This is a genomic window from Haladaptatus sp. DYF46, from assembly GCF_021083305.1.
In the GTDB taxonomy this organism is placed as follows: domain Archaea; phylum Halobacteriota; class Halobacteria; order Halobacteriales; family Haladaptataceae; genus Haladaptatus.
The window spans coordinates 71,036-92,950 of sequence record NZ_JAJFAY010000004.1 but is presented as its reverse complement, the minus strand read 5'-3'; the positions used below and the strand labels follow the sequence as shown (position 1 = coordinate 92,950).

17 protein-coding genes and 1 pseudogene are annotated in these 21,915 nt (G+C 60.4%); 9 read left to right on the top strand and 9 right to left on the bottom strand.

Going from position 1 to position 21,915, the window contains the following annotated elements; genetic code table 11:
• Positions 1–209 precede the first annotated feature (209 nt).
• Positions 210–608, top strand: coding sequence for a thioredoxin (gene trxA, locus LJF34_RS18485; RefSeq protein WP_231186790.1), 399 nt, complete (start codon positions 210–212; stop codon positions 606–608).
• 40 nt (positions 609–648) lie between these two features.
• Positions 649–1,215, top strand: coding sequence for a methyltransferase domain-containing protein (locus LJF34_RS18480; protein WP_231186789.1), 567 nt, complete (start codon positions 649–651; stop codon positions 1,213–1,215).
• Between the two features lie 77 nt (positions 1,216–1,292).
• Here the strand turns inward: LJF34_RS18480 and LJF34_RS18475 are convergent.
• Positions 1,293–1,412 (bottom strand): annotated as a pseudogene (locus tag LJF34_RS18475) (deacylase); the annotation flags it as partial.
• 51 nt (positions 1,413–1,463) lie between these two features.
• On the opposite strand from LJF34_RS18475, the gene LJF34_RS18470 reads away from it, so the two are divergent.
• Together LJF34_RS18470 and LJF34_RS18465 are read left to right on the top strand one after the other, a co-directional pair.
• Positions 1,464–2,060, top strand: a complete 597-nt coding sequence (locus LJF34_RS18470; protein WP_231186788.1) for a nucleoside phosphorylase — start codon at positions 1,464–1,466, stop codon at positions 2,058–2,060.
• Between the two features lie 202 nt (positions 2,061–2,262).
• Positions 2,263–3,393 carry a trypsin-like peptidase domain-containing protein gene (locus LJF34_RS18465; RefSeq protein ID WP_231186787.1) on the top strand — a complete coding sequence of 377 codons (1,131 nt, stop codon included), beginning with the start codon at positions 2,263–2,265 and terminating at the stop codon, positions 3,391–3,393.
• Positions 3,394–3,746: 353 nt separating this feature from the next.
• Here LJF34_RS18465 and LJF34_RS18460 read toward each other — a convergent pair whose 3' ends face one another.
• From LJF34_RS18460 to LJF34_RS18440, 5 genes are all read right to left on the bottom strand, one after another.
• Positions 3,747–4,991: an orc1/cdc6 family replication initiation protein gene (locus tag LJF34_RS18460; protein WP_231186786.1), complete on the bottom strand. Its 1,245-nt coding sequence runs from the start codon at positions 4,989–4,991 to the stop codon at positions 3,747–3,749.
• 2,031 nt (positions 4,992–7,022) lie between these two features.
• Entirely contained in the window at positions 7,023–7,745 is a 723-nt protein-coding gene (locus LJF34_RS18455) for a hypothetical protein (protein WP_231186785.1), read from the bottom strand.
• A gap of 275 nt (positions 7,746–8,020) precedes the next feature.
• The gene (locus LJF34_RS18450; RefSeq protein WP_231186784.1) at positions 8,021–9,619 is read right to left on the bottom strand and encodes a response regulator; all 1,599 of its coding nucleotides are present in this window, start codon (positions 9,617–9,619) and stop codon (positions 8,021–8,023) included.
• A 143-nt stretch (positions 9,620–9,762) separates the two neighbouring features.
• Positions 9,763–10,485, bottom strand: a complete 723-nt coding sequence (locus tag LJF34_RS18445) for a ThuA domain-containing protein (protein ID WP_231186783.1) — start codon at positions 10,483–10,485, stop codon at positions 9,763–9,765.
• Positions 10,486–10,559: 74 nt separating this feature from the next.
• A complete protein-coding gene (locus LJF34_RS18440; RefSeq protein WP_231186782.1) occupies positions 10,560–11,300 on the bottom strand; it encodes a phenol hydroxylase in 741 nt (246 codons plus the stop codon).
• Between the two features lie 95 nt (positions 11,301–11,395).
• Between LJF34_RS18440 and LJF34_RS18435 the strand changes: the two genes are divergently transcribed.
• Complete coding sequence (locus tag LJF34_RS18435) at positions 11,396–11,767, top strand: DUF4112 domain-containing protein (protein ID WP_231186781.1); 372 nt, start codon at positions 11,396–11,398, stop codon at positions 11,765–11,767.
• Here the strand turns inward: LJF34_RS18435 and LJF34_RS18430 are convergent.
• A complete protein-coding gene (locus tag LJF34_RS18430; protein WP_231187234.1) occupies positions 11,761–12,819 on the bottom strand; it encodes a TrmB family transcriptional regulator sugar-binding domain-containing protein in 1,059 nt (352 codons plus the stop codon). The two genes, LJF34_RS18435 and LJF34_RS18430, sit on opposite strands and share 7 nt — an antisense overlap.
• A gap of 26 nt (positions 12,820–12,845) precedes the next feature.
• Positions 12,846–15,002, bottom strand: coding sequence for an alpha-amylase family glycosyl hydrolase (locus tag LJF34_RS18425; protein WP_231186780.1), 2,157 nt, complete (start codon positions 15,000–15,002; stop codon positions 12,846–12,848).
• A 105-nt stretch (positions 15,003–15,107) separates the two neighbouring features.
• Here LJF34_RS18425 and LJF34_RS18420 point away from each other — a divergent pair, with 105 nt between their 5' ends.
• Positions 15,108–17,153, top strand: a complete 2,046-nt coding sequence (locus LJF34_RS18420) for a glycoside hydrolase family 15 protein (protein ID WP_231186779.1) — start codon at positions 15,108–15,110, stop codon at positions 17,151–17,153.
• 19 nt (positions 17,154–17,172) lie between these two features.
• Here LJF34_RS18420 and LJF34_RS18415 read toward each other — a convergent pair whose 3' ends face one another.
• Positions 17,173–18,303 (bottom strand): ABC transporter ATP-binding protein, encoded by a 1,131-nt coding sequence (locus LJF34_RS18415; RefSeq protein WP_231186778.1) that lies wholly within the window; start codon positions 18,301–18,303, stop codon positions 17,173–17,175.
• A 191-nt stretch (positions 18,304–18,494) separates the two neighbouring features.
• Between LJF34_RS18415 and LJF34_RS18410 the strand changes: the two genes are divergently transcribed.
• Genes LJF34_RS18410 through LJF34_RS18400 form a run of 3 tightly spaced genes read left to right on the top strand, consistent with a single transcriptional unit; the run spans position 18,495 to position 21,860 of the window.
• Positions 18,495–19,796 (top strand): extracellular solute-binding protein, encoded by a 1,302-nt coding sequence (locus LJF34_RS18410; protein WP_231186777.1) that lies wholly within the window; start codon positions 18,495–18,497, stop codon positions 19,794–19,796.
• Between the two features lie 7 nt (positions 19,797–19,803).
• Entirely contained in the window at positions 19,804–20,796 is a 993-nt protein-coding gene (locus LJF34_RS18405; RefSeq protein WP_231186776.1) for a sugar ABC transporter permease, read from the top strand.
• Complete coding sequence (locus tag LJF34_RS18400; protein WP_231186775.1) at positions 20,793–21,860, top strand: ABC transporter permease subunit; 1,068 nt, start codon at positions 20,793–20,795, stop codon at positions 21,858–21,860. The genes LJF34_RS18405 and LJF34_RS18400 overlap by 4 nt, the downstream gene beginning before the upstream one ends.
• Positions 21,861–21,915 lie beyond the last annotated feature (55 nt).

Sequence of the window (21,915 nt, the reverse complement as noted above, 5' to 3'; positions counted from 1 at the left end):
ATATCTCGATAGTTTACCGGAGAGAATTATGAATATACAGCTGGAAAGATTTCCAGGGAGATTTGTGAATACATTGATAGACATATTTCCATCAAACAGCTCCGGATGGTTTCCGGAGAGGTATGGGTACGAAACGGGGTATCTGTGACATCTGAATTGTACAAATACTACAAAACCATTAAATCGGAGCGGTCCCTACGCTGGGGTGAATGACGGACGAACTCAGCGAAATACGGGAACGGAAGCGCGAAGCGTTGGTGAACGGCGAATCGGAGACGGGCGGAACGACCGCCGAACAGCCGGTTCACGTCGAGAGCGAACCGCATTTCCGGGAGCTGACGGAGGTGGGCGGAATCGTGCTGGTCGATTTCTACGCGGATTGGTGCGGACCGTGCAAGATGCTCGAACCGGTGCTCGAAACCGTAGCGGCACAAACCGACGCCGTGGTCGCTAAGGTGAACATCGACCAACACCAACCGCTCGCACAGCGACATGGCGTGCGCGGCGTACCGACGTTGCAGTTGTACGTCGACGGTGAACCCGTAAAGCGGTTGGTCGGGATGCAGGACGAGGCGACGCTGACGAACCTCGTCGAACGGTTCGCCTAAACGGAGTTCTTTATTCTGGCGCTGACGATAGGAGTACGAGATGGGTTTTCACACGTTCGACCCCGAGAAGGCGGAAAAGCTCGAAGATTCGGGACGGTATCGGTACGTCTCCCGCGACGAATTGGTAGCGGAACTGGACCTGGCCGACGGCGAAACCGTCGCTGACCTCGGGAGCGGGACGGGATTTTACACCGACGATGTGGCCTCGTTCGGCGACGAAATGGGCGTTTCCGTGTACGCGGTCGACATGCAGGAGGAGATGCACGACCACTATCGGGAGAAGGGCGTCCCGGAGAACGTCGCGCTCGTTACGGCGACGATAGACGACCTGCCGTTCGAGGACGACGAACTCGATGCCGCGTTTTCGACGATGACGTTCCACGAGTTCGCGGGAGCGAATGCGCTCGCGGAGGTGGCACGCGTGCTTCGACCGGGAGGCCGATTGGTCGTCGCCGATTGGAGCGCGAACGGTCGTGACCAAGACGGACCGCCTGTCGACGAGCGATACGACGCGGCAAAGGCACGCGAATTACTCACTGCGGCGGGATTCGAAGTGGAGTTCGGGAATGAGCGCCCGGAAACGTTCATTCTGGTAGCGACGAACTGAGGGAACAATTTTCGACCGTTTTGCGTGTATAAACTGAATATGGCGATATGGTTCCGTTCATGCGAGGTTCGAACGGCCTACGCCGACAACTCGATGGAGCGACGAACGGTCGGGTCGACCTCCGCGAGATGGCACAGCGGGTTTCCGGGATAGACGACGGGATTTTCGAGAACGCCGACGAGGAGGCCGGTAAACGGCGTGACCACTTCGACGCGCTCGCGGAGCGAGCGGACAATCCGATACCGCTCGTGAGGGATTTCGAGGTTCATCCCGTCGACGAGCATGTCGGTGTGGTGGGCGGATTCAGTATCGGTGCGCCAGCGACGGGTACCGTCGCCGAGAACCTCATCGCGGCGGGTGCCGAAGTCCTCTGCATCGTCGGCGGGTGTGGGACGCTCCAGCGCTCGATAGAACCGACCGACGCGGTCATCGCGGACCGAGCGATTCGGGACGAAGGCGTCTCGTATCACTACCTCCCGCCGGAAGCGAATGCGGAACCCTCGCCGGAACTCACCGACCGCCTCGAAGCACGGTTCGACGACAGCGAGGTGACGGCACATCGTGGAACGACGTGGACGACCAGCGCGTTCTACCGCGAAACGGTGGACGAGATCGAACAGTACGCGTCGAACGGCGTCGTCAGCGTGGAGATGGAAGCGGCGGCCCTGTTCGCCGTCGCGGAGTACCGCGGCGTGGACGCGGCCGCCGTGTTCGACATCGGCGATTTGTTGACCGCGGAGGAGTGGGACCCCGGCGTCGAGTACGAGAACGTTCAACCGAAACTGCTCGACCCGGCAATCGATGCGATTCACGACCACCTCGGCGTGCTCGTGGACGGGTCGTGAAAGGTATCGATTCGAAGTCGTCAACGGTGCGCACCGATTGACAAAGAGTGACACACTTAACCGTGTTCAGCACTAACCTAACGTGAATTCGGCCATCGGTCCGTCGCCCTCCACGATTCGTGGTTCGTGTTGTTCGGGATTGGAACTCGGTTCACCGACCGCGAAGCCGATAGTCGGGGAAGTCCGATGGTCGAAGCAATGCATGAACGAGCACGAAACGAACGAACAGTCAACGGGAGAACAGTTGACATACGAGCAGTTGTACAGCGAAACGATTCCGTCAGTCGTGTCGGTGTACGTCACGCCACGCGACGCGAACGGGCCGACGAGGGTCGGTGCGGGGTCCGGGTTCATATACGGCCACGACGGAAACGAAGCGGTGAACGAAGGCGAGACGATGAGTGGAGGCGAGACGAGGAGCGGAACCGGGGCGACGAGTGAGGGTGAGGCGATAAGCCCAGCACGGGTGGAAAACGGATACGTCGTGACGAACGGACACGTCGTCGGTACGGCCGAGGAGGTGGAACTACGATTCAGCGATGGCGATTGGAGAACCGGACGCGTCGTCGGACGCGACGAGGGAACGGATCTCGCCGTCGTGGAAGTGGCCGACCTTCCGGCGTACGCCACGCCGCTTCCCGTCGCGGAGGACGCGCCCGAACCGGGCCAACGGGTCGTCGCGCTCGGGAATCCGATGGGACTCGACGGGACGATAACGAGGGGAATCGTCAGCGGAACGAACCGCTCGCTTCCCACCGGAAACGGCTTCGCCATCCCCGATACGGTCCAGACGGACGCCGCCATCAACCCCGGCAACAGCGGCGGTCCGCTCGTGACCCTGGACGGGGAAGTCGTCGGCGTCAACCGGGCTCGACAGGGTGATGGTATCGGATTCGCCATCTCGGGAGCCATCGTCTCGCGGGTCGTGCCACACCTGATAGAAACCGGCTACTACCGTCATCCGTTCCTCAAGATATCGACGGTGGACGTCTCGCCGCTCGTCGCCGAGGCGAACGAGTTGGCCGAAACTCGCGGCGTTCTCGTCGTGGACGTCCGCCTCGGCCCGGCGAGCGGTGCGCTCGTGGGATGTGAATCGGTTCGAACGCTTCGCGGGCGCGACGTTCCCGTCGGCGGTGACGTTATCGTCGGTCTGGACGGAACTGCAGTGCGCTCACACGAGGAGTTGATGCGACACCTCCTCATCGAGACGCGGCCGGGAGAGCGGATCGAAGTCGAACTCATCAGAGACGGGCGACGGTTGACGGAAACCGTCGTACTGGGTGAACGTCCGAAAACACCCGGACGCGGAGGAATCAGTATCGGAGTGGAGTGAATCGAGGGAGTCGGAGTGGAGTGAATCGTGGGGATCGGTGTCGGGTGAACCGATATAATCTGCGTGGAGTAACTCACGAGAGCCAGCGCGGAAAGGCGTAGAAGCCGGACGAAAATCGAAAAACAGCGGAAATAGAGGTGTGACCAGGGGAAGACGGGGATGAAGCCGCCCTATCGGGAAAACAACGGAAATTGTGGCGTTAATTCGACCGTTGAAATGAGAGTGTAACAACGGAAATAGTGGGGTTAGAGACGTTGATACCGAAGGACCATCAACCACTCGGGTGTACGGTTTCCCGGCCGTCTGATTTCCCGACCGTCTGATTTCCCGATATCCGTCCTCTCCGTCGTCCGTTACCCGTCCGTTCGTTCGTCGAGGAGTGACTGGTAGTACGGGCGGATGCTTTCGTGAACACCGGCGAGTTCGATGGTCTCTTCGAGGGCGCTCACCACGAGGTGGAGGTCCTGCTTGAGCGCGTGTTCGCGGTACTTCCCGCCGGACATCCCCTCGTTTTTCTCGGTCGAGGAGATGACGCCGAGCATCGCGAGGTCGGCGAGATGGTCGCGCATTCGCCGGCTCGTGAGCGCCTCGGTGCCGATGTGATTGCACAGCTGTTCGTACCGTGGTCGAATGTCCCGCGAGCGGGCGGGCGAATTGTCCTCCGCTTCCAGCGAGGTGAGCGCGTAGAGGATGAGACGTGCGTGCTGGGTGAGGTCCGCGACGCCCTCCATGATTCGGTCGCGTTCGAGTTTCCGGCGCGCCTCTTGGACGTGATGGTCGACGACCTGGCCTTCGGCGTCCTTACGCGCGAGGTCCCCTGCTTCGAGAAGCAGGTCCAACGCTTGTCGTGCGTCACCAGCGTCCTGTGCGCCGTACGCCGCACAGAGCGGGACGACGTCCTCCGCGAGGGCGTTCTCGTGAAACGCGACCTGTTCACGCTGAGCAAGCACCTTCTGGAGTTCCGTCGCGTCGTACGGCGGGAACGAGACCTCCTTTTCACAGAGCGAGGAACGCACTTTCGCCGAGAGGGAATCACGAAACGAGAGGTCGTTACTGATGCCGATGAGGCCGATTTTGGCGTGTTCGAGGTAGCCGTTGCTTCGCGCGCGAGGGATTTGGTAGAGGATGGAGTTGTCGTTGATGTGGTCCACCTCGTCCAGAACGATGATGATGGTGCCGTTGAGGTGGTCGAGTTCGTCCCAGAGAAAGCTGTACACTTGCGCTTGCGGGTAGCCCGTGTTGCTGATCTGATCCGCGGGGTCACGGAGCGTGTTGACGAGGCGAACCGCGACCTGATAGCTCGAGTTCAGGCCGTCGCAGTTGATCTCGACGACGGAAAGGGAGATATCGTCGTACCGGGCGGCGTCCTCTTGGAGTTGGTTCAGGAGAAATCGGGTCGCGGCGGTTTTTCCGACTCCGCTTTTCCCGTACAGAAAGATGTTCGATGGTGCTTCACCGTTGATGATCGGTTGGAGTGCAGCGTGGTACTCCTCGAGTTCGTCGTCCCGACCGACCAAATTGTTCGGCGTATACTCCTCCAAGAGAGCGTCGCGGTTCTTGTAAAGGGAATTATCCCGGTCGAAACTGAACGAGGTCATTATACAACGTATTCACAGTCGAGCATATAAAACTGGACCGTCCGTTGTTTCTTTTGTTCCGAACGTTTTAAGTAGTATCGGAGTTTGTGACGGTGCACCGTTTCCGATGTTCAGGCGAAAAGGAGGCGACGGAAAGCGGTGAGAAGTGGACGTGAACCTGGCGTAAAGTCGATGGAAAGTGACGGAGGGTGACGGAGGGTGACGGAGGGTGACGGAGAGTTACTGGAAAGTAGCGGAAGGTGACGAGAGTGACGGAGAGTTACTGGAAAGTAGCGGAAGGTGACGAGAGTGACGGAGAGTTACTGGAAAGTAGCGGAAGGTGACGAGAGTGACGGGAGTGACGAGAGTGACGGAGAGATTGCGAAGAGGTGACGAGAAATCGATGGGAAGTCGATGGGAAGCCGATGAGGGTAACGAATTCGAAACGGAGACGACCGTCCGAGAGACAGACAAACCGAAACGATCGCTCGATAAACAGCGGAAATAGTGGGGTTGTGGAGGGAGCGGCGAGAAGTGACCGTGGGGTAAAGACGGTTGAGAGTCGTAGTAGGCGTTGAATACGGTCGGTTCTCGGAACGGAGACTACAGAGAGATTGACGCCCTTTATAAACACACACCCACCCCACTATTTCCGGAGTCTTTAGGGAAGGATGGTGGTGGGGGGTGAAAAGGCATCTAGGCGACCGATAGCTTTATGGCAGAGCTTATCCAACAATACCCGTAATGTGTACTAATACTTAGTCAGTAAAGTGGTTAAACTAGAATCTAGTTGTTTTGATTCCGTTTTTTGATTCTCACTTTCGTCCGGTTGTTCATTCAATCACTCGCCTATCCATTCTCGATTCCGTCACAGTCTTGACGCTAATCGCGTGGGTAACTTCGGTTTTCCCGGAGTATCATGTCTTCATACCAAATCGTCAATTCCACGCCTATATCTCCGATTTAGACCGTTTCAGTGCGTTTTATCCCACATCGGAACCCCTCCATTTCCGCTGTTCTCCTCGGCTGGTAACTCGTTTCCTGAACACGAGTTTCCTACTCCGAGTTCACCTTCAAGTATTCCCGCCCCACCTGTCCCTTTACTCCCGTCCCCACCCGCCCCTTCACTCCCGCCCACCCCACCCCCACCCTTTCCCACCAAAACAGCGGAAACCATGGGGTGGGTGTCCACCCTTACCCATATCTTTCACAGTCGGACATCTCGGGTTCCGTCCGCCGAACTTCGTCTATCTAACTTCGTTCACCCGGGCCGTTTACCCTCGTCCGTCCAACAGCGGAAATCGTGGGGTATGTAGAACCGTGTACGTCAAGCACCGCGTACGTCAACCATCGTGTCTGTCGATCAATTACTCTTCTCTATCGATGTACCTCGTGCCATGATGCTTGAGTCAAATACTGTATATTATTTCCCGGTCGACTCTCTCATGGCGACTTTCTCACAATGATTTCCCGACAGCGTCTTCCCGACAATGACTTCTCCATATCGAGTCCGACTATCTCCACGGAATAGTGAACTGAATCCCGTTCTCCCCTCTCGGGCGGCTGTCCCCGATGGTAACTCGATATTCGTGAACCGAGGAGCGGGCATCGTCCGACGGAGACCCCATCGAGAGTGGACGAGTTCCGACACTATCCGTTTCGGCAGTGATCGCGTCTCCATCGCACCATCACCGAAATTACCTGCACGAAAACAACGGAAACGGTGGGGTCGTGGCGAAATCCACCCAAACGATGGAAACAACGGAAATCACGGGGTGACTTATACGTTGTTCGAAACCCACTCGTCGTCACTCGGATACGAAGACAGCGGAAAGAGAGGAGTCAACAATACAGTCAATGAAAACAAACACCGGTTGGCTGCCTTTTCGTGCGCTCTCTGCCGTTATTCCTCGAAACTCATCCCCGAAATCGAACGGTCAAAATGAACGTTTCGCGGCGCGAAAACAACGGAAATGGCGGTGTGGTGTTCGATACGGGTTCGATGGAAATCAACCTTCGAACGTCACACGGACGGTGAACGGGTAATTCGTCTTACTCCATTTGTTCGACTTCGAGGATACGCGCATCACACCCTTCACAGGTGGCCGCGACGACCTCTATCGACCGACAGCAGGATTCGACCGTTTCCTGTTCTATCGTGATATCCGCGCCACATTCCGGACACGTATCGAGGAAGATGCGGAGGCCGCTGAGGATGCGGCTCTGGTTGTCGATGGATAGCCGGTCCCACTGGTGGTATCTGTCGCTCAACTCTCGGGCGGCGGCGAGATCCGCGATTAGCGATGGACGCGACTCCCACTGTCCAAGCCGACGTCCGTCGATTGTGGCGATGAAGGCGGAATCGTGTTCCTCGAACTCCAACTCCGACTCGTCCGCGCCGAGAATTCGGCTCAAGTCCCGCTTTTCAGCCCCTTCTTCCATGACACGCTCCATGTTCTCGTGCCATACCGCTCGGAACTCCTCGTTGAGACAGAGGTCGTCCATCTCTTCGCAGGGTCCAACGACGTTTGCTGCGGCGAGAACGGCTTCGGGTTCGTGATCCGTGGCTTTCGGCTCTGCGGTCTGCGGTTCGTGCTTGTCGAACTTGCGAAGCAACCAGTCGGGGAGATATGTTTTCGTGAACCTCGGTGTGCCGGGAACGAGATATCCACGGAGATAAATCGCGACCAGACTGAACACGAAGAACGCGACTCCGAGCGGTATCGCCAGGAAGGTCAGTACCGTACTGGCAACGACGGCGATGCTGACGTTCACTATCGTACACGGAGTGCAGCGGTTCTCACCGGTGTACTCCGGCCGTCGGAATCGATCCATAGTATCTGATAGTTCTGTACTCATTTCGTTTCTATCATTTTATTTCTCATTTATATACTTATTGCTGGTTGGTTTAGACAGTGAACAAAAGACAAGCAATCGAACTGAAACGCGGTCATCGACTGAAACGGCCATGACTGACCGTAACGGGGATTGTCGGGGGGACGACCCGCCGAAAACCGGACCTCGGCCGGGAAAACTGTCCCTCTCGTCAGCTAATCGATCGAGGGATTCGCTTCCTTGAGTCGAATCGTCACGATGCTTCCTCGGGGCTGGTTGGTTCCGAAACGAAGTTCTCCGCCGAACTTGCCGACGATCCAGTTCGTCAACCATAGCCCGAGTCCGCTTCCGTGCTGAAGAGCGGTTTCCCTTCCTTCGATAAGCACCTCTCGTTCCCCCTCCGGAATTCCCGGCCCATCGTCCGTAACGACGATTTTGACCCACCGGCTTTCGTTCGCCTCGATGGTCGATACCGAAAGCGTCACTCTCGGCATCCCCCGATCGTTGTGTTTGATGGCGTTTTCGACGATCTCGTTGATCACCGTATCGAGCGTTTTGTCCCCGTATACCCACACGCTCTCGGGGAGGTCCGCCGAGAGGTCCGCCATGGGATACGTTTCCCGCAGGTCCGAACACGTCCGCTGTATGAGCCCCGTAATTTCGATGGCCGCGCGCGCTCTGCTCGGTTTGTCGAGCGTCCGTCCGACCTCACGTGCTTTTTCACTTACGTCTATCAGTTCGGTTGCCTTTCGTTTGATTATCCGTGCGCTTTGTGCTGCTTCCGGAACCCCCTCCATCAGATTATCCGCGTGACCGAGAACCACGTTGAGGTCGTTTCGGAGGTTGTGACGGAGGATTCGATTGAACACTTGGAGGCGTTGTTCACGACGGAGTAACTCCTGTCGCGTCCGAACGGAGTTGATGGCGTACGCGATACTGTTTCCGAACTTCGAGAGAACGTGGCGTTCGGTCTCGTTGAACGCGTGTGGGTGCCCGGAGTAAAGGTTCAACATACCATACGAGGTGTTTTCGTACTGAAGCGGAATCGTTGCTCTCGAGCGATAGCCACGTTCGAGCGCCTTTCGTTGCCATTTTTGGTCCGTCGAATCGCTTCCGATGTTTTGAATCACCTGTATTCGCTTGCTTTCGAGCGCGCCCAAAAGCGGTGTGTACTGCCGTCCTCCCGGATCATCGCGAAACACATCTTCGAGATAGCCCTCCTCGACTCCCGCGGAAACACGGGGAATAACCGTTCCATCGTCCTCGGTCTTTCCTATCCAGACGAACCGATACGATTCGGATGCGGCGAGACGTTTACACACGGATTCGGCTATTTCCTCCCGCGTCGACGCCTCGTGGAGCGATTGGCTTATTCCCCAGATGAGTTCGTTGATGGCCATCTGTCGCTGGACGGTTTCCTCCGCGCGCCGGTGGGAAACGGCGTTTTCGATTCGGTTTGCGAGGGCGACGAACTGCCGTTTCCCGGTTCCCTTCTTGAGGTAGTCGGTGACGCCGGCGGAGATCGCTTTACTCGCGGTCCTCTCGCTTCCGCCGCCCGTCATGAGTATATAGGGCATCTTCGGCGCCGTCTTTCGCACCGCATCGAGAAGTTCGAGGCCGTCCATTCCCGGCATCTCGTAGTCACTAACGACGCAATCGAACCGTTCCTGTTCGAGACGGGTAAGAGCGTCCGTTGGGACGGTCTCCGTGTGAACGCTCGCATTGGAAAGTTCCTGTTGGAGGACTTCCGATGCGACCGTTCCGAAGAACTTGTTGTCTTCGACATGGAGAACCCGTATCGGGCGACCTTCCATTCTACACTACAGGTCTCGTTTGTGACCAATATATAACTTTGTCCTCTTCTTGTAGGGTAAATTATATTGACCGTGCTTTCTGTTTTATTCACGGCTCCATACTCGAAGAGCCCAACGCCGTGTTATTCGTCCCGTGGACGGCGTTACTGCTGCTCGGGCGATTCCGGAACGTTTCCAAAATCGGGCCGCGGTCCGTTTCCGGACGAAGCCCACTCGACGGCGTTGCCCAGAATCCGTCGGATTTCCTGTTGGCGATAAATCGGGTACGTCTCGTGGCCGGGACGGAAGTAGAAGATCCTTCCCGACCCTCGACGGTAACAACACCCGCTCCGGAACACTTCGCCCCCTTCGAACCAACTGACGAAGACGAGTTCGTCGGGCGCTGGAACGTCGAACCGCTCGCCGTACATCTCCGCTTCCGGAACGACGACCTGTTCGTCGATCCCCTCCGCGATGGGGTGACTCGGTTCGACGACCCACAACCGCTCTCGCTCGCCGTCTTCCCGCCACTTCAGGTCACAACTCGTCCCCATCAACCGCTTGAAGATTTTTGAGAAGTGCCCCGAATGTAGAACCAGGAGGCCCATCCCGTCGAGGACGTGCTGGTGTACTCGTTCGACGACTTCGTCAGCCACTTCGTCGTGTGCCATATGGCCCCACCACGTAAGCACGTCCGTCTCCGCAAGCACCTCCTCCGTCAGGCCGTGTTCGGGTTCGTCGAGCGTCGCCGTTTCGACTTCGAAACCCTGCTCCTCGAAGGCTTCGGCGAGCACCGCGTGAATGCCGTCGGGATAGCAGTCCTCGCTCGCTTTGTCCTCGCGTTCGTGCCGGAATTCGTTCCACACCGTGATGCGCGGAGTGTCCATGTCTCCCGTCTCTCATCCAGTTCGATTGGATGTTTCGGAACGTGGTGGTTACCGTGACTCTTCCCCGCTGGATTTCACTCTTCTGAAACCTCGTCTTCCTCCCATCCTTCGCTGTGTATCTGCTCTTCGGGGACACCGATATCGGTCAGCCTCTCCTCCGTTTCGACGACCATGCCGGGAACGCCACAGCAGTAGAAATCCGTCCCTTCGGGGTCGGGAACGACGTCCTCGACGTGTTCTTGGACGTGGCCCGTTCGGCCGCTCCAGTCCTCGTCGGAAAGCGAGTAAACCACCCGCAGGTCGTCGTGTTCGGCTTCGAGTTGGTCCAACGTCTCGCGATACATCACGTCCTCCTGTGATTTCTCCCCGTAGAGGAAGGTGGCGCGACCGTTTCCGTCCCGAAGGTACTGTTTCACCATCGACATCATGGGGGTAATTCCGGTCCCGGTGGAGACGAAAGCGACGTCGGTATCGAGGTCACGGAGGTAGAGGTTGCCGTCCAACTCCTCGATTTCGATGATGTCTCCGGGGTCGCGTTCGTGCATGTACACCGAGGCGGTCCCGTCGTCGTAGCGCTTTATCGCCAGCGTGATACTGTCCGTTCCCGGCAATCCGGTCGCCGTGTACGGACGAACGACTTCCTCGTCTTCGCTCTCTTCTCCATCGTTCTGATCTCCTTCTCCGTCGCCATCGCGTTCGAAGTGAAGTTGGGTGTGTTGGCCGGGTTCGTACTCGAACGTCTCGTCCGCGACGAGTTCGAACTGTTTTACCCGTGGCGTCATTCGATGTATCGACGTGATTTCGACCTCGCGCATGGTTCTCCCTGACGTGGGTGATTTCCCTAAATGAACTGGCTAGGTAAACCCGACTGCCGGAACACATAACCGGGGAAAGCCCCTGATATATCCCGATGAACCCCCCCAACTTCCCTGAAGAACTCCCCCGTCACAAGCGAAAATCCATGCAGCGGGTTCGGAAAGTGAGCCACCTCCTCGACGAGGCGTTTCGCGTTCCGGGAACGAATTTCCGCGTCGGATTGGATCCGATTCTCGGTTTGCTTCCCGTCGGCGGTGACCTCGCGTCCGCGCTCATCTCGCTGTACATCGCGTTCGAAGCCTATCGAATGGAGGTCCCGCGTCACGTCCTCGCGCGAATGCTCGCGAACGTCGCGATCGACACCTTCGGCGGGTCGGTGCCCGTCCTCGGTTCGATTTTCGACGCGACATGGAAGGCGAACCGAAAGAATCGGAGCCTCCTCGAACGACACATCGACCGTTACTGAGCGAGTTCGAGCGTCACGTTCTCGGCTTCGAAATCCTCGACGAACGACCCGCTTCCGCCGACCGTCACCTCGCCGTCCTCGGTTTCGAGGACGAGGGCCGCTTCGACCGGGAACGCGTTGGACGCCGGTTCGAGCAGCGACTGTCGAACGTCGATGATACTTCCTTCGACCGTCGTGGGGTCCGCCTCCCCGCCGACGGGTCGGCCTCGTACGCGTGCGAGAATCTCGTTTCCTTCCCTGAGGTGGAGCGTCGCCTGCAACACCGCGGAGCGAAAGTCGTCGAACGTCTTCGGCAGCGCCACCGGTTCGGCCGCGTACACCTCGTTCGCCATCGGCCAGTAGTTGCCGAAGAACGACCCGACGAGGACCGGGACGAGTTGTTCCTGTGCGAACGTGATTGCCTGCTTGTCGCTGTTCGACCGGACTATCATCTCCGTCGGAGAGACGAGGCCGAACTGTTTGTCCACCGTGAGCGTCGTCGGCATCGGTTCGCGCCACACGCGGACCGTGCTGGCGAGTCCCTCGAACTCCGACCCGTCCACGTCGTCTTTGTGGACGCCGCTCAGGACGAGCAAGACCAGTACCCCCCGCTCGACTGCGCTTTCGAGTTCGCTCGCGACTTCGGGGAGGTGATCGTACGGTATCGACAGCGTCACTTCCTCGTTCGCCGCGGCGAGCCTGTTCTGAATCCGTTTGATGACGGTGACGCGGGATTTGATGACCTCGAACTGGTCGGGTTCGCTGGTCGTCGCCGAGTAGCGTTCGTCCAGCGCCGGTCGCATGGTCTCCACTCGGTCCGCGAGCGTGCCGATGACCCGCTCCGGCGGGTTCGCCCGAATCATCGTCGGAACGACGTGGTCGTCGACCTCCACGAACCCGCGTTCCGCCAACTTCTCGCTGGTGCTGTAGACGTACCGCTTCGACACCCCGGCATCGTCGGCGATGGTGCTTGCTTTGGCCTCGCCCTGTTCGAGAATCGCGAGATACGTATCGACTTCCTTCTCCGAGAGTCCGAACTGACGGAGCAGTCCTGAGAGCGTGCGGTCGTCCATTTCCTGACTCATGATTTATCGGGTGCCTATTTACTTTCCTCGGTGATTCGAACCACGACGACGTCCGAAACGAGGAGTTCGGTTCCGATGGCCGTCCCGCCACCATCCCGCGTCACGGTCGGAACTGCCTCACCCGTCACGAGGTCCGCCGTCCCGGTTCGCTCGCCGATTCGTACCGCTTCTGCCCGCTCCGAGAAGTTCAGCGCCACGACGACACGTTCGGAGTCCGTTTCGCGGGCGAACGCCACGACGTCCGACGAATCGCTCTCCCATTCGACCCGTTCGACCGTCCCGTCGCGGAGGACGGGATACTCCTCGCGTGCGGCGCTGAGCGAGCGATGGAACGCCGTCAACTCGTCGTCGCCGTCGTCCCACTCCATCGTTCCTCTGTACTCGGTCATGCCGCGTTCCTGTCCGTAGTATATCATCGGCGCGCCGGGGAGCGTGAACGTCGCCGCCGTCGCGGCTTTGAGCGCCGCTTGACCGCACTCCTCGCGGTAGCGCGGTTCGTCGTGGTTCTCCACGTATCTGAGGTGAACCGCGTTGTCGGGGAATCCGACGTGCGCCGCGTCCTCCAGCGCGTCCAAGACGGCGGACGCAGGCTTCTCCCCGCTTCCGATTTCGCGCAGAGTGCCGTACAGCGTGGTGTCGTAGTGCATCGTGAACTCGCCCTCGTGGTAGTCCGGGTCGCGCGGAATCGTCTCGTCGAGGAGCAGGAAATCGTCCGGAACGCGGTCGGCGACTTCCTTCCAGAACTCGTGCGGGACGCCCCACGCCACGTCGCATCGGAACCCGTCCACGAGGCCCGCCCACTCGTCCACCACGTCGAGGAGGAACCGACGGACCGCAAGCGAATCGAAGTTGAAGTTCGGTATCCGTTCCCAGTCGAAGTAGCGCTGGGCTTTCGCCTCTCCCGTTTCCCCGTCGTCCTCCCAGACGTACCAATCGCGGTACTCGGGCACTCCCGCCGCGCTCATCTGGAACGCCGGGTGGTCGCGCGAGGAGTGGTTGATCACGAGGTCGAAGACGACGCGAATCCCGTCGTCGTGGCAGGCGGCGACGAAGGATTCGAACTCGGCGCGCGTGCCGAGGTCCTCGGCCGTCTCGAAGTAGTTCGTCGTGTGATAGCCGTGGTCGGTCGGACTCCCCAAAATAGGCGTCAACCACACGCAGTCCGTCCCGAGCCATTCGAGATACGGAATCCGGCGCTCCAGTTCCGAAAACGTGGTATCGACCGTCTCCCCCGCGAACGACCGGACGAAAATCTCGTACACCGTCGGCGATTCCGCCCACTCCGGCGGGTCGTTCGGATGGTGGACTCGCGCTCGCACCTCCTCGCTTCGCTCGGAACCGTTCGCGTTCGCGCTCGCGCTCGCGGTTCCCGTCTCACTCACGTGCTCGCTTTCCGCCTCGTTTACGCGCTCGTCGTACCCGCGGATCTCCACGCGATCGGCGACGCTGTGGCGCTCGCCGACCGCGACTGCGTGTAACCGAACTCCATCGCCCATTTCGTCGCGTGGGATTCGAACGGTTCGTTCGTGTTCGCCGACGTGACCGAGCGGTTCGTCGTCGGCATAGAACTCCACGGCGAGTTCGCCGTCCGCAAACTCGCTGTCGGGTGCCGACTTCGCGTCGGCCGTGACGACGACGGCTTCGGGCCCTCGCTCCGCGTCGAGTTTGACTCTGGGCCGTCCCGGTCCCGAAACCGTGAGCGTTCCCTGAACCTGCTCGGTGAGGTCGTCGTTCAGCAGGAACCCGTAGGGGTGTTCTCCGGGCGGAAGCTTCGTTTCGTACACGTACGCGCCGTCCTCGTAGGTCGGCCGGTCTTTCCCCACGAGTTGCTCGTTGAACGGCCCCATGACGCAGATGGTCTCCACCTCCTCGTGCGGAATCGGGAGGTCGGACAGCGGCAACTCGAACCGCGCGGTGCGGCGCACGTCGGGAAACGCGCGAACGAGCCGTTCGTACGTGCCGCCGGGTGCGTTGAGTCGAAGTCGATAGACGCCCGGAGCGTCGGGCGCGAAGTGGATGACCGAGCCGTCTCCGGCGACCGCGGAACTTCCTTCGGGTCGCTCTTCGACGTTCCAATCGTACTTCGAATTCGCATCCGGAACGGGGTCGCGTGGCGCGAGTTCCACCGACTCACCGACCGTCGTGAACCGTGGGGGACCTACATCGTGCATGTTTTCCACGCCGTAGGGGAGATGTATCTATCTTGCGCTCTTTTGGTAATCTGTGAAGGATTATTTCACCAAGTCTTTTATCGCCCCTCCTCGTGGTCCTATCCGATGACGCTCCGCGACGCACTTTTCGACTTCAAACGCCACCGCGGGAACGCGACCCGTTTCCCCGGTGAACGCCGGACGACGGCGGGACGGTTCTCCGGTCTCGACGCTCGTCTCGTCCACGTCGGCCCGCACGGGTCGCTCCGCGATTACTCCCTCCCGCTCGGCGGTCGCTACGGCATCGACCGCTCCCGATTCGGCCTTCGACAGAATGGGAAAATCGACTGGTTCGACGCCGTCGAGTCGACACAACGGTATCACGGCGGAACCGGCCTCGTCGTCACTGAACACGAGGGTGACGACTGGTCGGTAGTACAATACGATTTGACGCTCTCCGAGGCCCATCTAACGCATTTCGTGGCGGATAGTGGGTGCCTCCCCGATGACGCCGAACTCGTCGCCTACTTCGGGTTCGCACCGGACGGACGGGACGACAGAATCGGGCAACTCCGCCACGGCGATGTGTTCGAGGTGTTCCACGCCGAGGAACACGACTACCTCGCCACGGAACCCCGTCCGATCCGAATCGACGGTCTCGTCCCCGCGAACTTCGAAACCCTCCTCTCGGACCGCCCGCAGGACGTTCCACCCGTGGGCGATGCCGGGCGATACGAGGAGAGCAGGCTGAGCGGCGAACTCGTCGTTTCGCTCGCGCTCGACGGCGGCGCGACGCTGGTTTCCCTGCTCGCCGATCACGGCGAAACGCCGCGCGATGACGCGCTGTCCCGCGTTCGGGAACTCGCGTCGACGTACGATTCGTCCGAAGCGCTCCGCGCTGCCGCCGAGAACCAGTCTCCCGAACGGAACCTCGATGCGGCGCTCGATACGCGGGCCGTGGACGCCGTCACGGACGATTTGCGCATCCTTTCGTTCCTCTCCGCGGACACCGGGGCGCGAATCGCCGGGCCGGATTTCGACCCGTTCTACCGCTACTCGGGCGGGTACGGCTACACGTGGTTCCGTGACGACGCCGAAATCTCGGGATTCCTGCTCGCGGCCGACGACCACTTCGACCTCTCCCTGTCGGACTGGCACGACCGTAGCGCGCATTTTTACTGTCAAACCCAACACGACGACGGCACGTGGCCCCACCGCGTCTGGCCCCGAAACGGGACCATCGCGCCCGGATGGGCGAACGCCCGCGTCGAGGTCGGAAACGGTGCGGACTATCAGGCCGACCAGACGGGAAGCGTCATCGCGTTTCTCGCGCGGTACCTTCGAATGCGTGACCCCGACTCGGACCTCGAATCGGCGGTTCGGGAGACGCTTCGGGAGGCGCTCGACGGCCTCGACGACACGCTCAAACCCGACGGGTTGCCGATTCACTGCCAGAACGCGTGGGAGAACATGACCGGTCGGTTCGCCCACACCGCGGCGACGTACCTCGAAGCGTACGCAGAACTCGCGCGCGCGCCGGTCGAAGACGACCTCAAAAAACGCGCGCTGGAGGGAACCAACGCGGTCCTCGACGGCCTCGACGAGTTGTGGACGGGCGAGTTCTACGCCCTTCGACTCGTCGACGGCGACCGGGACGAACGACGGGATTCCAGCGCGCTCGCGCTCGCCGCCGCACACAACGCCGCCGCGTCGGTCGTCGACCTCGACGCGGAACAGGTAGACCGCCTCGTCTCCCACACCGAGGCCGTTCTCGACGGTCTCTGGCGCGACCCGGACGAAAGCCACGTTCGCGGTCTCGCCCGATTCGAGAGCGACGACTGGCGGGTCCGCGAACAGAACTCTCCGAAAATCTGGACGGTTTCGACGGCCTGGGGTGCCAACGCCGCGAGCGAACTCTCGGCTCTGCTTTCGGCGCGCGACGACCCCCGCGCCGAGGAGTTCTCGCGCCGCTCCCGTGACCTCCTTTCGCTCCTGCTGCCGGACGGACCGCTCTGTGCGGACAGCGGCTATCTGCCGGAACAGTTCTTCGACGCGGGCGCGGCCGACAGCGCCACGCCGCTCGGATGGCCCCACGCGATTCGATTGGCGACGGTGGCGTCGCTTCACGAACAGGACGCGCTGCAACCGGCGGAACGAGTCGCCGACGACTGAATCGAAAATCGAACCGGTTTCAGACCGACGCTCTGCCCGCCACTTTTTCCGTCTCGCCGACGACCCTCCCACTCTCCCCGTCGAAGACGTGGATGTCGTCCTCTGCAAACGTGACCCGAATCGTGTCGCCGGGTGCCGGTTCCACGTCGGAGTCGACCCGCGCGATGAAGTCCTCGGATGCGTCGAGGTAGAGGTAGTTGTCGCTCCCGATGGGTTCGACGACCTCCACGGTGGTCGTGAGGACGTTTGTGCCCCCCTCGCTCGCCGGGAAGATGTCCTCCGGGCGGATACCGATGGTGAACTTCCCGTCCACGTCCTCGATTCGGTCGGCGAACGCGGCGGAGAGTCGGCAGGAAAACGAACCGTCGTCGTCGGTGAGAACGACGTCCTCGCCCTCACGAGTCGCGCGAACGTCGATGAAGTTCATGCTCGGCGAACCGATGAAGCCGCCGACGAAGCGGTTCGTCGGTCGGTCGTAGACGGCGGTCGGCGCGCCCATCTGCTGTAGTTCGCCGTCACGCAGGATGACGATTCGGTCGCCCATCGTCATCGCCTCCTCCTGGTCGTGCGTGACGTACACCGACGTGATTCCGAGTTCCTGCTGAATCCGCTGGATTTCGGTGCGCATCGTGGTTCGCAACTTGGCGTCGAGGTTCGACAGCGGTTCGTCGAAGAGGAAGATGTCCGGTTCGCGGACGATGGCGCGGCCGAGCGCGACGCGCTGTTTCTGCCCGCCGGATAACTCGTCCGGCTTGTCCGAGAGCAGGTCCTCGATTCCCATCATCTCGGCGGCCTCGTACACCCGTTCGTGACGCTCCTGCTTCGAGAGGTCGGTACTCATCCGGAGGCCGAAGCCCATGTTCTCCTCGACCGTCTTGTGCGGGTAGAGCGCGTAGTTCTGGAACACCATCGCCACGTCCCGGTTCTTGGCGTGAACGTTCGTCACGTCCTCGTCGCCGATGTAAATTCGGCCGTCGGTGGCGTTTTCCAGACCGGCTATCATGCGGAGGGTCGTCGTCTTCCCGCATCCGGACGGGCCGACGAGGGTGACGAACTCGCCGTCCTCGATGTCGAGGTCGAGGCCGTCGACCGCGACGATCTTCCCGCGGTCGAACTCCTTTCTGAGGGACTCCAGTCGAAGCTTTGCCATTACTCGTGTGGTGTCGTACCACGGTAAAGTTCTTTCCCATCGAGCCAAATCTGTGACGGGATATTTCGTACCACTTTCTCAACCGGTGAATTCTCCCTTCTCATCCGTTTTCTCGAATATGTCGATGGGAAAACGACACGAAAATCCCTAAGGATTAAATACGTGAAGTCATATTTCATAACGGATAACAAATGTCGTACCCACGGCGGAAATTCATACAGGCAGGCGGCGCACTGGCCGGAATCACCCTTGCAGGTTGTATCAGCGTCAGCGACGACGGGAAGGACGCGGGCGGCGAGAAGACGTCCGACGGCGGCGGTGGCGGCGACGGAAACGACGCTGACGACGGCGACAACGGCGGTAACGACGGGATGAACGGCGGGACCGCACAGCTCTGGCACGCTCGCTCCGAGGGGCCGAAAAAGAGCCTCGAAGCGAACGTGAAGGCGTTTCAGGACGAGACGGGCAACTCGATACAACTCTCGGAAATCTCGGACCTCCAGAAGACCATCGAGAACAAACTCCCCGCCGGAAAGGGGCCACACCTCTTCCAGTGGGCCCACGACTGGATCGGCGAGTATCAGATGGCGGGTCTCCTTTCCGATCAGAGCGACACCCTCTCCGTCGACCCCGAATCGACGTACACCAGCGCGGCGGCACAGGCGGTCCAGTTCAACGGCGAAACGCTCGGCCTGCCCTACGCCGCGGAAACGGTCGCGCTCCTGTACAACAAAGATTTGGTCGACGAGCCACCCGAAACGGTGAGCGAGATGCAGTCGATCATGGAGGAACACCACGACCCATCCAACGGGAAGTACGGCCTTTCCTTCCCCATCGATCCCTACTTCATCAGCGGCTACGTCCAGTCGTTCGGCGGATTCTACTACGACGAGAAAAAGGACGAACTCGGCCTCACGAAACCGGAGACGCTCAAAGGTTTCCGCTTCGTGCGCGACGAACTGGCGAAGTACTCCCCGCGGGACCAGAAGTACGACCCACAGGCCGCGGTGTTCAACGAGGGCAACGCGCCGTTCGCCATCAACGGCCCGTGGTACCTCGGAACCGTTCGCGACGCCGGACTCGATGTCGGCGTCGCGCCGTTGCCGAAGCCGAAGGGCGGCGAACCGAAACCGTACACCGGCGTCAAGATGTGGTACTTCGCCAAGAAGATGAACGAAGGCGGAAAGAACGCGAAGGCCGGGCGGAAGTTCACCGAGTGGCACACCACGAACACCGACCTCCTCCTCGAACTCGCCAAAGAACACGGGTTCATCCCGGTTCACAAGGACCTCGCGGGAAGCGACGACCTCCCGGCGGCGGTGAAAGGCTTCTCCGAATCCGTCGCCATGGGCGAACCCATGCCGACCGCCCCGCACATGAACAAGGTGTGGGACCCGGTGAAAAATGCCTTCCTCAAGGTGCTCAAGGGCAAGCAGGACGCCAAGCCCGCGTTCGAATCGGCGGAGAAGACCATCGAGCAGAACTGGGAATAAGGTCGAAATGAGTATTCGCTCGACGTTCACACGCGGCGCGCAAGCGCTGGAAAACCCCGTGTTCGACCGGGACGACCTGCCCCTGTTGCTGATACTGCCGGGGCTGTTCCTGTTCTCGGCGTTCATGTTCTACCCCATCCTCTACTCGGTGTACCTGTCCATGACGGACGCGACGAACCTGACGCTGTTCACGGACAGTTTTTCGTTCGTCGGCTTCGAGAACTACGGGAACGTGCTGTTCGGCGCGCCGCATTTCGAACTGGTCCTCTTCGGGACCAGCACCACCCTCCCGCTCAACGAGGGCTTTTGGAACTCGATGGGGGTCTCGTGGCTGTTCGTCGTCACGAGCGTGTCGCTTAAAATCGTGCTGAGCATCGGCATCGCGCTCGTGTTGACCAACCCCTACGTCATCGGTCGGCGCTACATGCGCTCGGTCATCATCGTCCCGATGGGGCTTCCCACCATCTTCACCATCACCGTCTGGCGCGGCATCTTCAGCAACGCACGGTACGGATTGGCGAATCAGGTGTTGAAGGGTCTGCACATCCAGCCGATTCTGTGGCTCGACCAGCGGTGGACCGCGTTTCTGGCCTACAACGTCACCGAGGCGTGGTTGGCCTACCCGTTCATGGTCATCATCATCGTGAGCGCGTTACAGGACGTTCCCGAAGAACTCCACGACGCGGCGATGGTGGACGGTGCCGGCTTCCTGAACCGATTCCTGCACGTCACGCTTCCGTCCATCAAGCGCCCCGTTCTCTTCGCCTCGATTCTGACCGCGGCGGCGTCGTTCCAGCAGTTCCTCATCCCCTACGTGATGAACAAGGGCGGACCGCTTCGGCAGAACGAACTCCTCATCGTGTACGGCTACCGTGAGGCGTTCCGCTTCGACAAGTACGGCAAGGGAGCGGCCATCATGACCGCGACGCTCATCGTCATCAGCGGCTTCATGGTCCTGAACGTCAAACGCGGCCGTCTCGCGGAGGGGGTGAACGAATGAGCGGCGGTATCCTCGGCGGATTCGCGGACGACGCTCGGCACGCGCTCGGCGCACCCGGACGCGCCGCCGAATCGGTCAGGTACACCGTCGTCGGCCTCCGAACCGGCGAGGTGTCGGCGCGCACCGTGGCGGCGAAACTCGTCGCCACCGCGCTCGCGTTGGTGATGCTCGGGGCGCTGTTGTTCCCCATCTACTGGATATTCCTCGCTTCGCTCTCCGGGACCGGCGGGTCGCTCTACAGTACGAGCGGCATCCGACTCCTCCCGAAGCAACCCTCGTTCGACGCGTATCTGTGGGTCCTCGGCGGCATGGAGGTTCCGGGCTACGACATCGCGGTCCACCTGTTCGGGAAACAAATCGCGCTGCACACGCCCGGCATCTCGACCACGGTGGATTGTGCTCGGTTCGGCGGGTGTTCGGACTTTCCGCTGTTCCTCTGGAACAGTTTCACCGTCGCGGTGCCCACCGTCATCCTCACGATGGCGATAGTGATTCCGGCGGCGTACGCGCTCTCGCGCCGGAAGTTCCTCTTCCGGTCGAAGGTGCTCTATCTGTACGTCCTGTTCACGCAGGTCGGCGGCGGACTCGGCGTCGCGGCGCTCATCGCGCTGTACGCCACCTTCGTCCAGTTCGGACTCGACAACAGCAAACTCGCGCTCGCGGCCTACTACGCCGCGACGGCCGTCCCGTTCAACACGTGGCTGTTGAAGACCTACATGGACAACATTCCGACGTCATACGAGGAGGCGGCGATGATGGACGGCGCGCCCTCGTGGCGCATCGTCTGGGAAATCATTATCCCGCTGTCGAAGGCGGGGCTGGCGACGGTCCTTGTCTTCAGTTTCCTCGCCGGATGGACGGAGTTCATCGTCGCACAGCTGCTGCTCGATACGAGCAAGTACACGCTTCCCGTCGGCCTGTACAGCCTCGTCGGGAAGTATTCGACGCCGTGGGCGCGCTTTTCGGCCTTCGCCCTGACCTTCGCGACGCCCATCGTCCTCGTGTATCTGTTCGCCCAGCGCTACATCGAGAGCGGGCTTTCGTTCGGCGGAATGGAAGGCTGACCGGCGAGCGGCCGCGAACGGTTTGAAAGGGCTCGTCCCCTTCGAACACCTCCTC